13 protein-coding genes are annotated in these 16,155 nt (G+C 48.0%); 3 read left to right on the top strand and 10 right to left on the bottom strand.

The features are described from left to right. Window positions 1-10 precede the first annotated feature (10 nt). From MIC7113_RS01250 to MIC7113_RS37425, 3 genes are read right to left on the bottom strand one after another with little or no spacing between them, the layout of a single operon-like run. Complete coding sequence (locus MIC7113_RS01250; protein ID WP_015180356.1) at window positions 11-811, bottom strand: alpha/beta fold hydrolase; 801 nt, start codon at window positions 809-811, stop codon at window positions 11-13. 20 nt (window positions 812-831) lie between these two features. Beyond that, complete coding sequence (locus MIC7113_RS01245; protein ID WP_015180355.1) at window positions 832-1,296, bottom strand: response regulator; 465 nt, start codon at window positions 1,294-1,296, stop codon at window positions 832-834. Next, window positions 1,293-4,694: a PAS domain S-box protein gene (locus tag MIC7113_RS37425; RefSeq protein ID WP_015180354.1), complete on the bottom strand. Its 3,402-nt coding sequence runs from the start codon at window positions 4,692-4,694 to the stop codon at window positions 1,293-1,295. Before MIC7113_RS37425 ends, MIC7113_RS01245 begins: the two co-directional genes overlap by 4 nt. Before the next feature lie 167 nt (window positions 4,695-4,861). Here MIC7113_RS37425 and MIC7113_RS01235 point away from each other — a divergent pair, with 167 nt between their 5' ends. Continuing rightward, complete coding sequence (locus MIC7113_RS01235) at window positions 4,862-5,341, top strand: molybdenum cofactor biosynthesis protein MoaE (RefSeq protein ID WP_015180353.1); 480 nt, start codon at window positions 4,862-4,864, stop codon at window positions 5,339-5,341. A 306-nt stretch (window positions 5,342-5,647) separates the two neighbouring features. On the opposite strand, the gene MIC7113_RS01230 is transcribed toward MIC7113_RS01235, so the two are convergent. From MIC7113_RS01230 to MIC7113_RS01220, 3 genes are all read right to left on the bottom strand, one after another. Next, the gene (locus MIC7113_RS01230) at window positions 5,648-5,941 is read right to left on the bottom strand and encodes a DUF2103 domain-containing protein (RefSeq protein WP_015180352.1); all 294 of its coding nucleotides are present in this window, start codon (window positions 5,939-5,941) and stop codon (window positions 5,648-5,650) included. Window positions 5,942-5,945: 4 nt separating this feature from the next. After that, window positions 5,946-6,272, bottom strand: coding sequence for an ATP-dependent Clp protease adapter ClpS (gene clpS / locus MIC7113_RS01225; RefSeq protein WP_051055521.1), 327 nt, complete (start codon window positions 6,270-6,272; stop codon window positions 5,946-5,948). A gap of 128 nt (window positions 6,273-6,400) precedes the next feature. After that, entirely contained in the window at window positions 6,401-7,285 is an 885-nt protein-coding gene (locus tag MIC7113_RS01220) for a helix-turn-helix domain-containing protein (protein WP_015180350.1), read from the bottom strand. 143 nt (window positions 7,286-7,428) lie between these two features. Here MIC7113_RS01220 and MIC7113_RS01215 point away from each other — a divergent pair, with 143 nt between their 5' ends. Continuing rightward, window positions 7,429-7,818, top strand: a complete 390-nt coding sequence (locus MIC7113_RS01215) for a DUF2834 domain-containing protein (protein ID WP_015180349.1) — start codon at window positions 7,429-7,431, stop codon at window positions 7,816-7,818. Window positions 7,819-8,013: 195 nt separating this feature from the next. Here MIC7113_RS01215 and MIC7113_RS01210 read toward each other — a convergent pair whose 3' ends face one another. Next, window positions 8,014-10,020 (bottom strand): FAD-dependent oxidoreductase, encoded by a 2,007-nt coding sequence (locus tag MIC7113_RS01210; protein ID WP_015180348.1) that lies wholly within the window; start codon window positions 10,018-10,020, stop codon window positions 8,014-8,016. A 433-nt stretch (window positions 10,021-10,453) separates the two neighbouring features. On the opposite strand from MIC7113_RS01210, the gene MIC7113_RS01200 reads away from it, so the two are divergent. Next, the gene (locus tag MIC7113_RS01200; RefSeq protein ID WP_015180346.1) at window positions 10,454-10,903 is read left to right on the top strand and encodes a hypothetical protein; all 450 of its coding nucleotides are present in this window, start codon (window positions 10,454-10,456) and stop codon (window positions 10,901-10,903) included. A 148-nt stretch (window positions 10,904-11,051) separates the two neighbouring features. Here MIC7113_RS01200 and MIC7113_RS01195 read toward each other — a convergent pair whose 3' ends face one another. The 3 genes from MIC7113_RS01195 to gyrA form a co-directional block, all read right to left on the bottom strand. Next, a complete protein-coding gene (locus MIC7113_RS01195; protein ID WP_015180345.1) occupies window positions 11,052-11,390 on the bottom strand; it encodes a DUF4870 domain-containing protein in 339 nt (112 codons plus the stop codon). A 111-nt stretch (window positions 11,391-11,501) separates the two neighbouring features. Continuing rightward, complete coding sequence (lnt, locus tag MIC7113_RS01190) at window positions 11,502-13,115, bottom strand: apolipoprotein N-acyltransferase (protein ID WP_172642220.1); 1,614 nt, start codon at window positions 13,113-13,115, stop codon at window positions 11,502-11,504. A gap of 295 nt (window positions 13,116-13,410) precedes the next feature. Continuing rightward, the gene (gene gyrA, locus MIC7113_RS01185; protein ID WP_015180343.1) at window positions 13,411-16,026 is read right to left on the bottom strand and encodes a DNA gyrase subunit A; all 2,616 of its coding nucleotides are present in this window, start codon (window positions 16,024-16,026) and stop codon (window positions 13,411-13,413) included. Between the last annotated feature and the right edge of the window lie 129 nt (window positions 16,027-16,155).

The raw sequence follows: 16,155 nt of genomic DNA, 5'->3' as shown, positions 1-16,155 counted from the left end.
GAATTTCCGGTTAAGCAGCAAGACATGAGGCGATCGCATGGGTGACCACATCGGGTGCGCTGATATGAGGTAAGTGTCCCCGCGCCTGGATGGGAATCAGTTGACTGTCTGCAATCTTATCCGCCATATACTGACCCACTTCAATCGGTACCGCGATGTCATCACTGGCCTGTAGAATTGTTGTAGGTAATGTGAGTCGCGGCAACTCCGCTCGGTGATCAGATTGGAAGATTACACGGGCGACGGCTTGGGCGATATCAGGACGGATGGCTCCTAAGGTATTGGCAAACTCCAACGCTAGTTCGGGTTTTTCGGGGTTACCCATGGCGATGGGCGCAAAACCACTTACCCAAGCATAGTAATTGGATGACATCGCCGCATACAGGGCATCCAGGTCAGACTGATCAAAGCCACCGATATACCCCTCATCATTGAGATAACGGGGAGAGGCACTAATAAAGATCAGTTGACTGAAGCGCTGGGGTTCGACTAAGGCCGCCAGTAGACTCACCATGCCACTCACAGAGTGACCCACCAGAATGCACTGGGTCAACTTTAATTCGGCGCACAAATCCAGCAAATCCTCAGAATAGCTGTAGAGGCTACTGTAGCGGTGGGGACTATAGGCCGAAAAATCTGACTTCCCTGCTCCAACATGATCAAATAGGACAATACGATAATTAGACGAAAATGCCGCAACCTGATGCCGCCAAGCAGTCTGATCGGAGCCAAAGCCAGGGGCAAAGATAATGGTTTTACTACCATTACCCAGTATTTTTACATTATTCCGCTCAAGGATGCTAGTTCCCATTACCCATTACCCATTACCCATTACCAGTTTCCTCCCTCTTGAGAGGGCAATTCAACAATTTCAAACCAGTATTTACTCAAGGTTTGCATGACTTCAATTAAGGAGCTAAAAGTCACAGGCTTGGTGATGTAAGAATTCGCGCCGAGATAATAGCTCCGAAGAATATCTTCTTCCGCCTGCGAGGTGGTCAGTACTAAAACAGGAATTTGTCGCAAATGCGGGTCTGATTTGAGTTCCTTGAGTACCTCACGACCATCTTTTTTCGGCATGTTCAGGTCTAGCAGGATGAGACCTGGACGCGGCGCACTGCCCGGAACTGAATATTTGCCACGTTGGTAGAGATAATCCATCAGTTCTTCGCCATCACTGACGAAATGCAAATCATTGGCTAAGCGGCTTTCAGCTAGGGCTTCTCTTGCCAACATGCAATCATCCGGATCGTCATCTGCCATCAAAATCGTCACAGGGTGTCGCCGTCCTTTCACTTTGCCCGATCTCCTTGACGTTGTTGGAGGGGTAGTGTTATGATGAAGGTCGCTCCAAGGTTTGGTGAGCTTTGAGCTGTAATAGTGCCGTCGTGGCGTTCAACAATCTTACGACAGATTGCTAAGCCCATTCCAGTTCCTTCGTATTCGCTACGACCATGTAGGCGTTGGAAAGCGTTAAAAATTCGATCCAGATATTTTTCATCAAATCCAATGCCGTTATCTTCAATAAAGATTTGACAACGCTCGATTCTGTTGAGTCCCTGAGTGGGTTGCCGTTCCCAATCGGTTAGCTGTTGGCTATAAATTTTAATAATGGGGGGTTCCTCTTGGCGGTAGAATTTTAGGGCATTGCCGATCAGGTTTTGCAGCAACTGACGCATTTGGATGGGATCAGCTTCTAGGATAGGTAGTTCGCCTACCTCAATTCGTCCATTAGCCTGCTGAATGCTCACTTCTAAATCAGATAAAACTTCTTGTAGCACCTGCGTTAGCTTCGTTGTCACAAAAGGCTGTGCCCTGGTTGTTACCCGCGAAAGAGTCAGCAAGTCGTTGATCAAAGCTTGCATCCGTTCGGCAGCATTTTGCATCCGTTTCAGGTAATCACGCCCTTGCTCGGTTAAGACCTCACTATACTTGACCTTAAGCCGATCGCCAAATGCCTGAATTTTGCGTAATGGTTCTTGCAAGTCGTGGGAGGCAACATAGGCAAATTCTTGCAGTTCTGCATTAGAGCGTGCGAGTTCCAATCGCTGTCTGGTTTCTCGTTCCAAGAGTTGAGCTTGAGCCAAGGCAAGACCAATTTGCTCGGACAACTGTTGCAACAGTTCCGTTTCAAAACTCGTCCACGGCCTGGGATGGGTACAATGATGGGCAATCAAAAGACCCCAGAGTTGCCCGGAGAGCAAAATGGGGACGACTAACTTAGCCTTAACTCCCCAAGGATGGAGAAATTCTAACAAGCAAGGCGTCATTTCAGCATAAGCTTGTTCTACATCCGCGATCGCATGTACCTGTCCCTGTCGGTAGAGTTCCTGGTACTTTAAAGGAAACACTTCTTCAGCAAAAGACATACCGAGAATGGCAGGCCATCCAGGCTGAACCGCCTCTGTCACCGTACACCCCTTACCATCAGGCCATACCCGATAAATTAACACCCGATCAACCTGAAGAATTTTTTGCACCTCTGTAACAGTGGTTTGCAAAATGTCTTCAAGCTGTAAGGATTGACGAATCTTCAGCGTAATTTCGGTAAACAGTTGCGATCGCCGATGTTGACGCTGTAACTCCGCTTCCGCCTGCTGGCATTCCGTGATGTCATGACCAATGCCCAAAAATCCGGTAATATTACCTTCTAAATCCCGCACAGCCGTGATGGAAAGTAATACGGGAAAGCGCGAACCATCCTTACGGATGTAAGTCCATTCGCGCTCATCAATTTTTCCCAGCCGAGTTTTGGCGACAAAGGATTCAAATCCCGGTTCAACCCAAAATCCCAATTCCTCGCTTAATTCTTGTGCGCGTTGCACCACTTCTGCATAATCGTGGATCACCAAAGGCGTTACTTTACCCACCACTTCTTCTGCGGTGTAGCCCAACAGACGTTGTGCTGCCGCATTGAAAGTGCGAATGATGCCATCGGGGGTGGTGGAAATAATCGCGTAGTTGGCACTATCTAAGATGGCGCGCTGGAACTGAGTCGTTTCGATCAGAGCCTTCTCCGCTCGCCTGCGTTCCGTGACATCGTTCGCTAGAACCAGTTGAGCTTGTCTGCCGACAAAAGTGAGACTGTAGGTCGTAATTTCAACCTCAATCAAAGAGCCATCCTTCTTCCGATGTCTCCATACCCCTTTCTTGTTGAGTCCAGGAGTAACGTTAGCCATATTTTCCAGTAAAGCCGGAATATCGGCGGCAGGACGAATATCGGCGATTGTCATAGCGAGAAATTCCTCTCGCGAGTACCCGTAGTGGTTAATTGCCGCTTCATTGACCGCTACAATTGCTAACGTTTCCAGGTCATTCACCCACATTGGTTGAGGATTGTTTTCAAACAGCAGCCGATAGCGTTCCTCTGAACTTTGTAGTGATTCCTGTGCCTGTTTCCGTTGGTTGATATCCTCAAAATAAACGGATAATCCTTGCTTTCCAGGGTAGGCATGGACAGAGAACCAAGTTTTGAGGGGAGGATAAAAAGCTTCAAATTCAACGCTAACTTCTTCTGTTACGGCTCGGTGATACTCCTGATAAAACAGGGACGTGACAGCTTCCGGAAACTCGTCCCAGACGGATTGTCCCAAAAGTTCTGATCGCTTTCTTTGTAACAGACGTTCGGCTTGCTGATTGACATAGGTAAATCGCCACTCACCATCTAAAGCGAAGAAGGCATCGGTGATACTCTCTAGAATTTTTGTAATCTGGTTATGTGCCGCCTGCTCTCTATGCAAAAGTTGAAGCCGCTCTTGCTCAGCTTGCTTGAGTTGGGTAATGTCGCGGGCTACACAATAGAGCAAACCATCTTTAACATGAGGAAAAGCAGTCCAAGCAAGCCACTTGTAAGAACCATCTTTACAGCGATAGCGATTCTCCAAGTAGATGGTGGGCGCACCTCTCGTCAGCTTCTGCACTTCTGCAAGAGTTGCTGCTTTGTCGTCCGGATGAACAAAATTTAGGAAGGGTTGGCTTTGCAGTTCTTCACGGCTGTATCCCAGCGTCTTTTCATAGGCTGGGTTTAAGTGTTTGAAATAGCCATCCAAACCTGCAATACAGAGTAAATCAAGAGATAGGTTGAAGAAGCCTTGCAAAGCTCCCTGTAAGGCATTGCGCTCCTCTTGTGCTTGCTGATACTCCCTAATGTCATAAGTCAACTTTATGAGTTGCTGGCTCTGTTGCTTCGTCTGCGCCAATTCTGCTACGGTGCGTTTTAGCTCCAGTTGCGTCATCACTTGGCGGCTTAAGGTTTGTAAGGCGCTCAACTGCTGGGGACTTAGTTCTCGTGGTACGTAGTCAATCACGCAAAGTGACCCTAGCGCATAGCCAGCGGCGGTAATTAGAGGTGCGCCTGCATAAAACCGAACGTGAGGCTCAGCGGTGACTAAAGGGTTCGTGACAAATCGTTCGTCAGCCCAAGCATCTTGGACAACCAAGATTTCAGTTCCTAGGATGGTATGGGCGCAAAAGGAAATTTCACGGCTTGTTTCCGAGACTGTCCAACCAATTTTTGATTTAACCCATTGACGATGATGATCAACCAGCGTGATCAGAGCAATTGGCGTTTCACAAATTTGCGCGGCTAAACAGGTGAAATCATCGAATGCCTCTTCAGGAGCCGTGTCGAGAATGTTGTACTGACTAAGAGCCTCAAGTCTGGCTGTTTCATGAGTGGGCACGGGAGCTTTCATTCGGTTGAAACATATTTCCTTAGTTCGGAACCCGTAATAGGTATGATTTAACTGTGATATTTAAACCCTGGTACTCTTCAGTATATTTCAGCCCTCAGCAAGTCAACACGATCAGGCTGACATAGACAAAGAGTGATGCAAAAACAATTAAAAATTTAGGATTAACCATGTCGGTTGTTTCTCCCACTCAACAACATACTCAAGATAGTTTTTCGATTACTTTTGCACCCTTATCATTGGCAGAAATCTATGCACTCGCCGATGATCCGGCCAATGGGGCGGTTGTCGTGATGAGTGGTACAGTTCGCAATCAAACGGATGGCAAGCCAGTCGTCGCGCTAGAATATCAGGCTTATGAACCGATGGCGGTGCGCGTGTTTGAGGCGATCGCAGATGATATCCGTAACAGGTGGACAGATGTCAATCGCGTGGTGATTCACCATCGCACAGGGCGGTTACAAATTGGCGAGATTAGCGTCATCGTTGCGGTAGGCTGTCCTCATCGCTCAGAAGCGTTTGCCGCCTGTAAGTATGCGATCGATACCTTGAAACACAACGCCCCGATTTGGAAAAAAGAACATTGGGCGGATGGTTCCACTAGCTGGGTAAGTATTGGGGCTTGCGAACAGGTTGATACTCCATGCTGAACATTAGCTGATACTCCCTTCAAACCCACATTCCGCACCTTGAAGTGTCACACTACGTAATTTTGGTAATGGGTAATGGAAAGAGTTTTTTACGTAGTGTATGTAGTATAGGTTACTAACTTTCAATTCCCAATTGCGTAAAAACCGATTGTGCCAGTCGAGGGTGCGGAATGTGAGTTACAGCACTCCCAATGACACAAAGGTATGTTTGTCGTTGATTCATTTACGTATATAACTTTTTTTCCTTCTGCCTACTCCTGCGGAGAACGCTGCGTGAACTGCCCCCTGTCTTCTGCCTTCTTGCACTTAGCGTTTCAAAACTTGAGCGATCGCATCTTCTAATTCACCTTTACTCAAAGGGGTAATAATAAATACCTCTTGATAGGTTTTCCCAGACCGAGCAATAATCTTAAAGCCCCCACGAATCGGCACCGATACTTTTAATTGCATCCGGGGACAATGACTTTTAGCCCGTCCAATGACGGCAGGGGTAATCGTTTGAATTCCCGTGTATTTGGTGAGACGTTCGAGAACTGGAATCAAACCCGGAATGTGAGTGGAATGATTCCAAACCAGCCTGCCGTCGTTGGTGTTGCTCATTCAGTTATGCTGCTTCTATGGGAGCCATCGTTAACCCTGCACGGCTCAACTGTTGGTGATAAAGTTCCGCTTGTTCTTGCGGGCCAACCCAAACAATGGCTTGACCTTCAAAATGAACTTGATTAGTGAGTTCCCAGGCGCGATCGCTCGTCATTCCAGGAATATACTTTACCAAACAGTCGTGAACGTGCTGAAACGTGTTGAAATCGTCGTCGAGCACAATCACCTTGTAATTGGGATAGTGCTGGCGAGTCACTTGACCCGATTTTTCAGGAGCTATAACTGGCGATGTAGATGTCGCGTAAGAAACCGCTAATTGTACCATAGTCATAGGGCAGTTACGAAAATCTTTCACCTAAAATTAAGCAACCTGCATTCTTATCTAGTTTACCTACCTGTGGTTGTTTCTTACCCTAAAAAGGGGATAAGAACTTCAAACGGCTAATCGGTTGGATAGCTTCAAAATGGGTAGTTCATTGAGTCGTGTCCAAACACGTCGCTTATAGGCTTCGAGAGACTGGCTTGCGTCGCCTCATCTGCCGGAAACAGACTTTCAATCCGCAACTCCTGCAACGTAATATCATGAGGAGTGCCTAACGTGGCAATTGTTGAAAATAAGCTAAGGCTCAGTCCGTCTTTGACAAACTGTACTGTCAATAAAGGTAATTGCCAGGTGCGAGGTAGGGATTGCTGCCACAAGTCGGGAACATCTGGATAAGCTTGTAGTTCTTGGAAAAGAGCCATCGATTCGTCGCTATGTCCATCCACGAACGCTTCTCGATACACCCGTTGAATCAGATGGCTACTGATTTCTTCCCAATTCGCCACAAACGGCTTGAAGCCTTGAGGATGAAACATTAGTCGCATCAGATTGATTTTGCCGTCGATGCAAAAGCGGCGTTGCAACTCGTCTGGATGAATTAACCAGCTGGTTAAGCGTTGCGCCGCTGTATTGCTTTGGAGCAAATTCCAGTAGCGATCCATTACTAATGCCGGATAGGGTTCTTGCTGGTGCAAAATAAACTCTATAGCTTTGCGGATGGGTTCAACTTCAGGGGTTGATAAATCGCTTTGGGAATAAATCGGCGCAAAACCCGCTGCCGTGAGCATGATGTTTTGATCGCGTAGGGGAACATCTAGCACAGCCGCCAGTTGCATTACCATGTCCCGGCTAGGATTAGCTCTATTTGATTCTAAGAAGCTGATGTGCCGCTGAGAGACATTACCCGCTAAAGCCAAATCGAGTTGACTCAAACCCCGTTGATTGCGCCAGTGTTTCAGCAAATTAGCAAAGGAGGCATCTCGGTTAGGAGATGATGGCGTTGAGGTTGAAGCGATGCCCATTTCACTGTCCTTATTACCTGATAGGTAATTGTTTCTATTATCTCGTGGAGTCACAATCAAAGCAACAGGATCGATAGCGAACTTTTTACGCTTCGCCAAACCAAGTCTCTGTTGAAGTGTTGATCACAAAAGGAAGTGAACTGATGTCCAATGCAACTTATCTACAGCGGCAAATCCCTACAGGTCAAAAAATTATATCCGTTAAATCGCTCTATCTGCTGCTGACGATTGTTGGTGCGATCGCACCTTGGAGCGTTCTGCTGACTTTCTTTCTCCAGAATGGTCTTGCTATCAATTTGTTTTTCCAGAATGCATTCGCTAATCATGTCGCTTCTGCGGTAGCAATAGATTTGCTCATTTGTGCAGATGTCTTCTTCTGTTTCTCATTTATTGAACTGAAGCGATTAGGTTTGTCCCGTCGCTGGTTGTCTCTTTATGTTGTCGTTACTTTTGGGATTGGTTTATCTTGCGCCTTGCCTTTATTTTTATATTGGCGGGAACGAACGTTAGAAACCATGACCTTTAAGGAGTAGTAAAATTTGGCTAAAACCCCAACCTTGTGACATCCTTAATGCCTATCCTACCTACTCCACGCCTGCGATAAATTAATAGAACTTTGGGTCATGGGTAATCGAGAATTGGTACACTGTGCTGGTTTTCCTATTACCCATTACCCATGCCCTATTACCCCAACAATTGATATGTAGCAGGCTTAAACGATCAAGGTATCACTGCCATTTATCCCAAGTTTCATTGAAAATCGAAGTATCAGGAAACGCCGTGGGGTTGCCAGTTTTTTCAATTCGTTGCCGTAATTCTTGCAGTTGCGGCTCTTGTCGTGGCAGTTGATCTACCAGCTCATAAGGGGCTATCCCCTTGTCCAAGGCAAACGCGGCTGTAATTCCGGCGGCTGCACCGGATGACCATTCAAAGGAATGGACTCGATAAGCGGCGGCGGCAATGTGACTGGTGGCAATACTTTTTCCTGCCACTAACATGTTGTTGATTTTTTGAGGAATCATCGCCCGCAGGGGAATTTGGAAGGGGTAAGCCTGACCGGCTCCTTGCCTTTCACCCTCACGCTCCTTGTTCCCAGGGGCTTCGGGGGGACTCATCATCATACAGGGATGGAAATCGATCGCATAATGCCCAATGCCCACAGAATCAGGATAAATTGTGGAGCGAGTCCGTCTTCTCACCTCTTCTGGGGACTTTCTGCCAGCCACCACAGAAACAGATTCGAGTCCAGCCAGGGCAGTCCGCAAGCTGCGATAGGTTTCCGGCGAGAGTGTCTGGCGGTAATAGTCATCTTTGTAGTCGCGGCGGGATATATCAATTTCCCAGATACTAAAACCATTGGGATAGCCATAGGCAGGGCGTCCAATCAATCGCCGTCCTTCCCGCATGTAAGGATACTTGGATAAACCATGTACCGTTCCCATTGGGGAATCTAAACCAGATAAGAACTTTTGATTGGGTTGTGGCTGCTTCACACCAGCGCCGAGTTGAGAGTCGGTATTTCCAGCCACCAGCCAGTGGAAATAGCCCTTGGATATTTCCTCTCCCTTGCGTAACGCATCGATTCGCAAGCCACCCATCCAGCCTCCGGGTTGCAACTGTCCCGTCGCTTGCAACTGTTCGCGAGTGTAAACCAAGTTATCTTGTGCGGTGCCTGGACGGTAGTCGTTCCCCCACGTCCAGTTTTGCATGGAAATATCGCCCGGAGTGGGAGCAGTGTACGTGATGCCACCAAACTTTTTGGTTTCACCCTTCTGGGGACTCCAAATCCGCCGATAGGTGTGTACTAACCCAAAGTCTGCCAATCGTTTCAGTTCATAGCTGTAATAGGGTTCGTACTGAGGATAGAACGAGGGCATCTGATGGGTTTGAGGCTCCTTCGTGGTTTCCATGGCAAAAGTATAGGTAAAACCTTGGGTGCAATAGGGGTCGCCAGTCGCGCTAGAGGAGGAGGGTTCTAAGTAGGAGCGAGGATCAATACCCAAACGGTGGGGAACATCCGCCAAACCAATCAGTTCCCCCGTTTCAGTGGCATCGATCACGTACCAAGTCAGTGCTGGGCCTTTGAGTACGCGTTTGGGGGCGAAGCGAATAATGGTTTTATCAAAACGAGAGGAATTGTTGTAGCTGTATGCATCCTCAATGGTTTGGGAGAGGGGGAAGGTGTTGAGGGGAGGAGTACCTTTGGTAGGTTTATGCTGAATCGCGATCGCACTATTAATCCGATCCCCAGTAATATCAAGGTCTTTAACCACTGTGGACGGGTACCACTTGAGCGTGCCTTTGCCGCGTTTGGCAGCATCTCTTAAAATGCCCTCTAGGATTTTGTCCGCATCGCGAGGAAGAAAGCAGGATTCACTCACCCAGCAGTCTCCAGGATTCAATTCGCCATAATAGCGTTTGATGCGCTCTCGCAGTTCCAGGTAGCCGCGAGAATAGAAAAGACGCGATCGTTGAGTGGGGCGTTCATCCAGTGCAGAGGTTCCTTGAGCAGAAATTTGTCCGCCAACCCAGTCGGTAATCTCCGTGAGACACACCGTTCGCCCTGCCATTAAGCCTTCATAGGCACTAGCCGCACCGGCTAGTCCACCCCCAACGACTAAAATGTCACAGGTTTCTTCTTTATCCACAGTTCTGGGTGGGGCAGAAAAAGCCGGTGGGGTGAGGGATGTGAGGGAAATGAGGGTAAGAGTCAGTGTTATTAGCTTTCGCTTCATTTTTTGCAGAAATTCTGGTCGTATCAGATGCTAGATTATGTTAGCTCTGTGACGTTACCTTCATCCAACAAGTTCATTTTGCTCTAAATCTCCTCTTCATAGGGGAAGTAAGCCTCTTTTAACAACAACTCGATCCTGATTCTTCTCCTACATTTTTTATGCTTTTTATTGCTGTTGATAGCAAATTCGTCTTGTATATCCCCTTTGATCTTGTGATCTCCTGTAGTTAGTTCTACTCTGTGTGAACTCTGTGGTTCCTTCCAAAAGGAGGGAGCGAACCCGGATTTCGCATAAATAAAGGTAGGGCAAGCTTGAGTTGTAGTAATCACCCAATCAGGTGAGTTTCGACTCACCCTATCTATTACAGCCAACAGGTGAAGTGGCAACATTTTATTTCCGATTAACTTGATTACAGAACGAGTTAATCAAGCCAATGAATAAACTCCTGTCTGCCAGTCTCCTAACTTTTGTTACTGCACCCACCTTTTTACTGTTCACTCAAGCCGCTCAAGCGGATACTAAAACCTCTACCTACTGCTATCCCGTTGTTCAACGTGAGGTTATCCAGAACGCGGCTGATCATCCCACTGCCTATACAAATGGTTATAGTGAAGGTCGTCAAAGCGCCCGCATAGGAGACGCTTACAAGCCACGTTCCGCTGGTGGGGAATTCTCTCGTGGTTTTGATGATGGTTACTATGGTCGTCCTTTTTCAGGTCAGCAATATGCGGTTCCTGACAGAGTCAGAGAATTTACCACTCAGCAATGCGAAACCTACACCGGAAACCAGGATAATGATGACCGTTACTACCGTGACAGGGATAGAAGGAATTGGCGTCGTCCAATGAGACCGGAGATGCCTCGTCGTCCCTATCGCTGGTAATGATTTATTGGAAAAGTGAGGAAGTTGGCAGCACGATTGGCAGGCTATTGTCGTCCCCAATTTTACCTCCTGCCTACTGTCCTCTCCCTTCTGTAGACAGAGACTGAAAGCATTTTTTCACTGCTTTGCCTGGGGATGTATTAAACATCTACACCAAGCGAAAAATAAACGGGTAACGGTATGATTTGTTAGGATATTTGAGGACTTTGACAATAGCGATAATGGGCATAACAAAACTAATAATCGCTAACAAAAGCAGTAATGGAAACCCAATAACTACGACGACTAATAAGGCAGAAATGAGGAAATAGATATAAAGATTGATATGGAAGTTGAGGGATTCTTTGGCGTTTTCTTTGACAATTGGGTCTTCATTCGTTAATAAAATGATAATGGGGATGCCAATCGACACAAGAGTAGAACTAAAAAAGATGGCTCCATGACAGATTGCCGATAAAATCTTCCGCTGTTCCTCTAAGTTTTCCATACCGCTACCCTCAGAGTCCGTTGAGTTTTTGGATTGATACTTTCGATGGTAGATGATCGAAACTTAGTGTTGCCATCAATCTTCAGGACGATCGCACCTATAATCGCACGGCTATTCTTGGCGTTTGAATGTCTGAGAAAATAACCCTGCAACGCCTGCTAACCCGAATAAAACTTTAGTTAACCAATCTCCCCAACGCACATAAGGGGTTTCCGTCTGCCGTCGATAAATGGTTTCTGCGTGAGTTTCATAAGTATTAATCCCAGACATCCACAGGGTTCTGCCATGGGGGTCTACAATGGCAGAATAGCCAGTGTTTGTAGCCCGCACAGCCCACCGATCCGTTTCGATCGCTCGCATCACATCCTGAGCATGGTGCTGAGCTGGCATCTCTGAGCTGTAATGGGCATCATTGGAAGAACTGAGAATAAACTGACCCCCAGCCGCCGCTTGACGCCGGAAATGTTCAGCAAAGGCTGATTCATAGCAAATTCCTGCGATCGCACGACCAAATGGCGTCTCAAATAGCTGGGTGGGCGAACCCGCTACGAGGTGAGCCTCCAGAGGAGAAAGACGATCAATCAAACCACCTAAAACGGACTCAAAGGGAATATATTCCCCTAAGGGCACTAACTTGGCTTTGTCATAACGGCTAAATGTCTCGCCGTTACCCATAATCGTAAACAGACTATTCGTATAGCTACGTCCCCGCTCACCAAAAGCTCCCACCCAAGCCACAACACCCTGCTCCAAAATAGCGGAGTAGAAGTCTTGACGTTTCAAGTCACTCAAGAAAAAAGGTAAAGCCCCTTCGGGTGTTAACACCGCATCAACGCCCTGATTGACTAATTTCAGATAGCCGTTCGTGTATCTTTCCAAAGCACGACGCTTACCTTCTGTGAACAGTTTAATCGTGTTGCCGATGTTACCTTGAACAATCCCAACCTTTAAAGCCGCTTCTTGGGGTTGAATTAAGGGGCGACTTTCCAGTCCAAAACCAATCAGGTGCAAGACAACCAAGAGTCCCGCTGCTATGCCGAGAAGAGTGGCAGGTTGCAGGTGAGAACGTTTAACAGGGGATGTTACCGCTAACAACCTTCTAGCGTTCAACTCTTGGGCATCCCTTCGGTGTTGATCGCTAATCCACGCTTCGGCAACTAAACCATTCACCGCCACAATTGCCGCCGTCACGGTCGCAGGGCCAGACAACTTTCCCAGGTGTAAGATGACTAAGTTATGAGGACTCTGGGTATAAGACAAGGAAGTCCACCACAGGGAGCCAGCACTCCAAATCGATTCCAAGCCACACCAGAGAGCTGTGCCAATTAGAACACGAACCAAGGCTGAGATTCTAGACTTTTGATGAATCCAAAATAACAAGGCTGCCCAAATCCCGACTAAGGCAGCCCCCCAGAGGGTAATGAACGTCCAACAGAAAATGGCGATCGCTAAACTGGCTAGCCACGGCACTCCCATCCAAGTCATCGGATGAATGCCGGTAATCCAAAACAAGGCTAAGCCGTGATAACCAATCCCCCAAACTAAACCTGACAAAGCACCTTGACGAACACTCTGAGCCTTGGCAACCCAAAACCAGATGGGAACCAGTGCCACCCATGCTAACGGCCATGCCTCTACAGGTGCCGGGGTCAACCCCATCAAGATACCGCCCACTAATGGCACCAGGAAACGAGAGGCTGAAGAGAATTGCTTTGAAGGTTTCATAGTGAGTGCGAATTCAAGGGTTGAAGGTGGGACAGTTGCACGGTTGAAAGTTAAAAGAATGGTTTTAACTGACATCTTGCACCAGTCGCAACAGCCCACCAGGGAATGAATTCCCTGGCTCACAGCTCGCATTCGTCTAAAGACGACTGGATAAGAGTTTTAGTCCATTTTAATGGACTTGAGCTATGACGCCGGAGTTTGAACTCCGGGCGGGTGTTCGGGCTAACTGACAAGGGTGCAGAATCTCAGTTTTAACGTTCAACTTTCAATGTGCTCGCCTTTCAACCCCTTGACCTTACAACGACTCTTCCAGTGCTTCCACTTCCTCCTCCTCACCGGAGAGAGGCACTAAGGCAACCGCTGCGATCGCATCATCGTCATCCAGTCGTTGCACTCTCACCCCTGTTGCCATCCGGGACTGGGGGGAAATCGCGTTAATCGCCTGACGAATTATAATCCCTCGACTCGTGATGATCATCAATTCATCACCTTCATTAACCACCCGTAAAGCGGCTAATTTGTCTTTGGGTAAACGGAACTTCGTCGCCAGGATTCCCATCCCCGCCCGATTCTGTAACCGGAACTGAGACACTGGCACCCGCTTGCCATAACCCCCCATGGTGACAACCAGTACCCAGGGGCCTTGACCTGCGGTTACGACTAACTCTTGCTCTTCGGAAACCGCTTCGTTGACAGTCTCGCTTACCTCATTGAGGTCTTCCACTTCTTCTTCAACAGTAGCCTCAATCGCGCTTGCCATCTCGGCGACAACCTGACCAGGGATAATATCCATGCTGATCAACTCATCTTTAGCCCGCAGTTTCATGGCCTTAACGCCCCTAGTAGCACGACCGAGGGGACGCAGTTGGTCGTTATCCGTCTTGAAATGAATCGCCATCCCTTGACGCGACCCAATGATGATGCTGTCGGTTTGTGTGGCGCGTTGTACCCAGCGTAACTGGTCGCCTTCTTCCAGGGAAATGGCAATCAATCCATTGGCTCGAATATTACTGAAAGCGTCCAATGCTGTTTTCTTGATGTAACCTTTACGGGTCAACATCACTAGATACTCATGGTCGGTGAACTCAGACACCGGCACAATGGAGGTGATTTTTTCCTCACGGGGAATCGGCAGCAACTGGACAATGGGGACACCTCGTGCTGTGCGCGAAGCCGAGGGGATGTGGTATGCCTTGAGGCAGTAGGTAACGCCGCGCTCACTAAAGAACAGAATGCTGTCGTGGTCGCAACAAGTGAGGAAATGCTCCACCCCGTCATCCTCTTTCATCCGGGTGCCTGCCTTACCGCGAGTGGCTCTGGCTTGTGCCCCAAATTCGTTAACGGCCATCCGCTTGATGTAACCTTGCTCTGTGAGCAGAATTACCGCTTTCTCATTGGCAATGAGGTCGGTGTCATCAATCTCGCCTTCCATCGGTTGAATGATGGTACGGCGTGGTGTGGCATGGGTTGCTTTGAGCTGATTAACTTCTGTTTCAATAATTTCCAGGATGCGACTTCTGCGGGCGAGGATATCTTCTAAGTCGGCAATTCTCGCTTGTAATTCCTCGTGTTCCGCTTGAATTTTCTCGGCTTCCAGAGCAGTTAGGCGTCGCAGTTGCATTTGCAGAATTGCGTCAGCCTGGGCTTCTGAAAGTCCGTAGACTTCCATTAACTCTGCTTTAGCTGTGGGAGTATCTGCGGCATGGCGGATCAGTTGAATAATCCGATCTAGATTGCCCAGAGCAATCAATAACCCTTGGAGGATGTGGTCTCGTTCTTGGGCTTTTCGTAATTCGTATTGAGTCCGTCGGGTAATCGTCTCAATCCGGAAATCCAAGAAGACGCTCAAGAACTTCTTGAGGCTTAAAAGCTGGGGTTCATTGTTCACCAACGCCAGCATATTCGCCCCAAAGTTCATCTGTATGGGCGTTTGTTTGTAGAGGTTGTTGAGTACAACACGAGGATAGGCATCGCGTTTGAGTTCAATGACGATCCGCATCCCGTCGCGATCGCTTTCATCCCGAATATCGGAAATGCCTTCAATTCGCTTATCATTGACCATTTCCGCAATCTTCTCGATCAGCGCTGCCTTATTGGTTTGGTAAGGCAACTCTGTGATAATGATGGCTTCTCGGTCTGGACGCCCACGATGTTCAATGGTTTCAATCTGGGCAACGCCCCGCATCGTGATCGAACCGCGACCGGTGGTAAAGGCTTCTTTGATCCCGGCGGTTCCCAGAATCTGACCTCCTGTGGGAAAGTCAGGGCCAGGAATATACCGCATTAACTCCAAATCCGTTATGTCGGGATTATGAATTAATGCCAGCACGCCATCAATTAATTCTCCCAGGTTGTGGGGGGGAATATTGGTTGCCATCCCCACGGCAATTCCACTGGAACCATTAAGCAGTAACTGCGGGATACGGGCGGGTAAGACGGTGGGTTCTTGCTGGGAACCGTCGAAGTTATCGATGAAGTCTACGGTTTCTGACTCAATATCCCGCAGCATGGCGTCTGTGGCTATGGGACGCAAGCGACACTCGGTGTAACGCATTGCTGCTGGTGGGTCGTTGTCCACCGAGCCAAAGTTACCGTGCCCGTTGATGAGGGGCGCTCGCATGGAGAAATCCTGAGCCATCCGCACTAAGGCGTCATAAACGGCGGTATCTCCATGAGGGTGATACTTACCCAACACTTCTCCCACGACACGGGCGCATTTCCGAAACGGGCGGTCTGGTGTAAGACCCAGCTCATGCATGGCATAGAGAATCCGCCGATGTACTGGCTTGAGTCCATCCCTAGCATCCGGCAGCGCCCGACCTACAATCACGCTCATCGCGTATTCTAGGTATGACTGTTGCATCTCGTTCCGCAGATTTGTCGGGACAATTCGCTCCTGGGAGGTACTCATAGAACGAAAAACTCCATTAAAATTCAAGAAAATGGCAGCAAAATAGAGAAAAGCTGCAAAAAATGCCACTTTTCAAGCATAGAGTTGCCAAATATTGTTACTTTCTCTTAAAATTTTAACACAATTCGG

The sequence above is a fragment of the Allocoleopsis franciscana PCC 7113 genome, assembly GCF_000317515.1.
GTDB lineage: Bacteria > Cyanobacteriota > Cyanobacteriia > Cyanobacteriales > Coleofasciculaceae > Allocoleopsis > Allocoleopsis franciscana.
Note: the sequence above shows the minus strand (reverse complement) of the source record. Positions and strands in the feature narration are given on the sequence as shown.

Coding starts and splice junctions, on each gene's coding strand:
- MIC7113_RS01235 (WP_015180353.1), top strand. CDS start 4,862: ATGTCGGTTGTTTCTCCCACTCAACAACATACTCAAGATAGTTTTTCG.
- MIC7113_RS01215 (WP_015180349.1), top strand. CDS start 7,429: ATGTCCAATGCAACTTATCTACAGCGGCAAATCCCTACAGGTCAAAAA.
- MIC7113_RS01195 (WP_015180345.1), bottom strand. CDS start 11,390: ATGGAAAACTTAGAGGAACAGCGGAAGATTTTATCGGCAATCTGTCAT.
- gyrA (WP_015180343.1), bottom strand. CDS start 16,026: ATGAGTACCTCCCAGGAGCGAATTGTCCCGACAAATCTGCGGAACGAG.
- MIC7113_RS01250 (WP_015180356.1), bottom strand. CDS start 811: ATGGGAACTAGCATCCTTGAGCGGAATAATGTAAAAATACTGGGTAAT.
- MIC7113_RS01230 (WP_015180352.1), bottom strand. CDS start 5,941: ATGAGCAACACCAACGACGGCAGGCTGGTTTGGAATCATTCCACTCAC.
- lnt (WP_172642220.1), bottom strand. CDS start 13,115: ATGAAACCTTCAAAGCAATTCTCTTCAGCCTCTCGTTTCCTGGTGCCA.
- MIC7113_RS01200 (WP_015180346.1), top strand. CDS start 10,454: ATGAATAAACTCCTGTCTGCCAGTCTCCTAACTTTTGTTACTGCACCC.
- clpS (WP_051055521.1), bottom strand. CDS start 6,272: ATGACTATGGTACAATTAGCGGTTTCTTACGCGACATCTACATCGCCA.
- MIC7113_RS01210 (WP_015180348.1), bottom strand. CDS start 10,020: ATGAAGCGAAAGCTAATAACACTGACTCTTACCCTCATTTCCCTCACA.
- MIC7113_RS37425 (WP_015180354.1), bottom strand. CDS start 4,694: ATGAAAGCTCCCGTGCCCACTCATGAAACAGCCAGACTTGAGGCTCTT.
- MIC7113_RS01220 (WP_015180350.1), bottom strand. CDS start 7,285: ATGGGCATCGCTTCAACCTCAACGCCATCATCTCCTAACCGAGATGCC.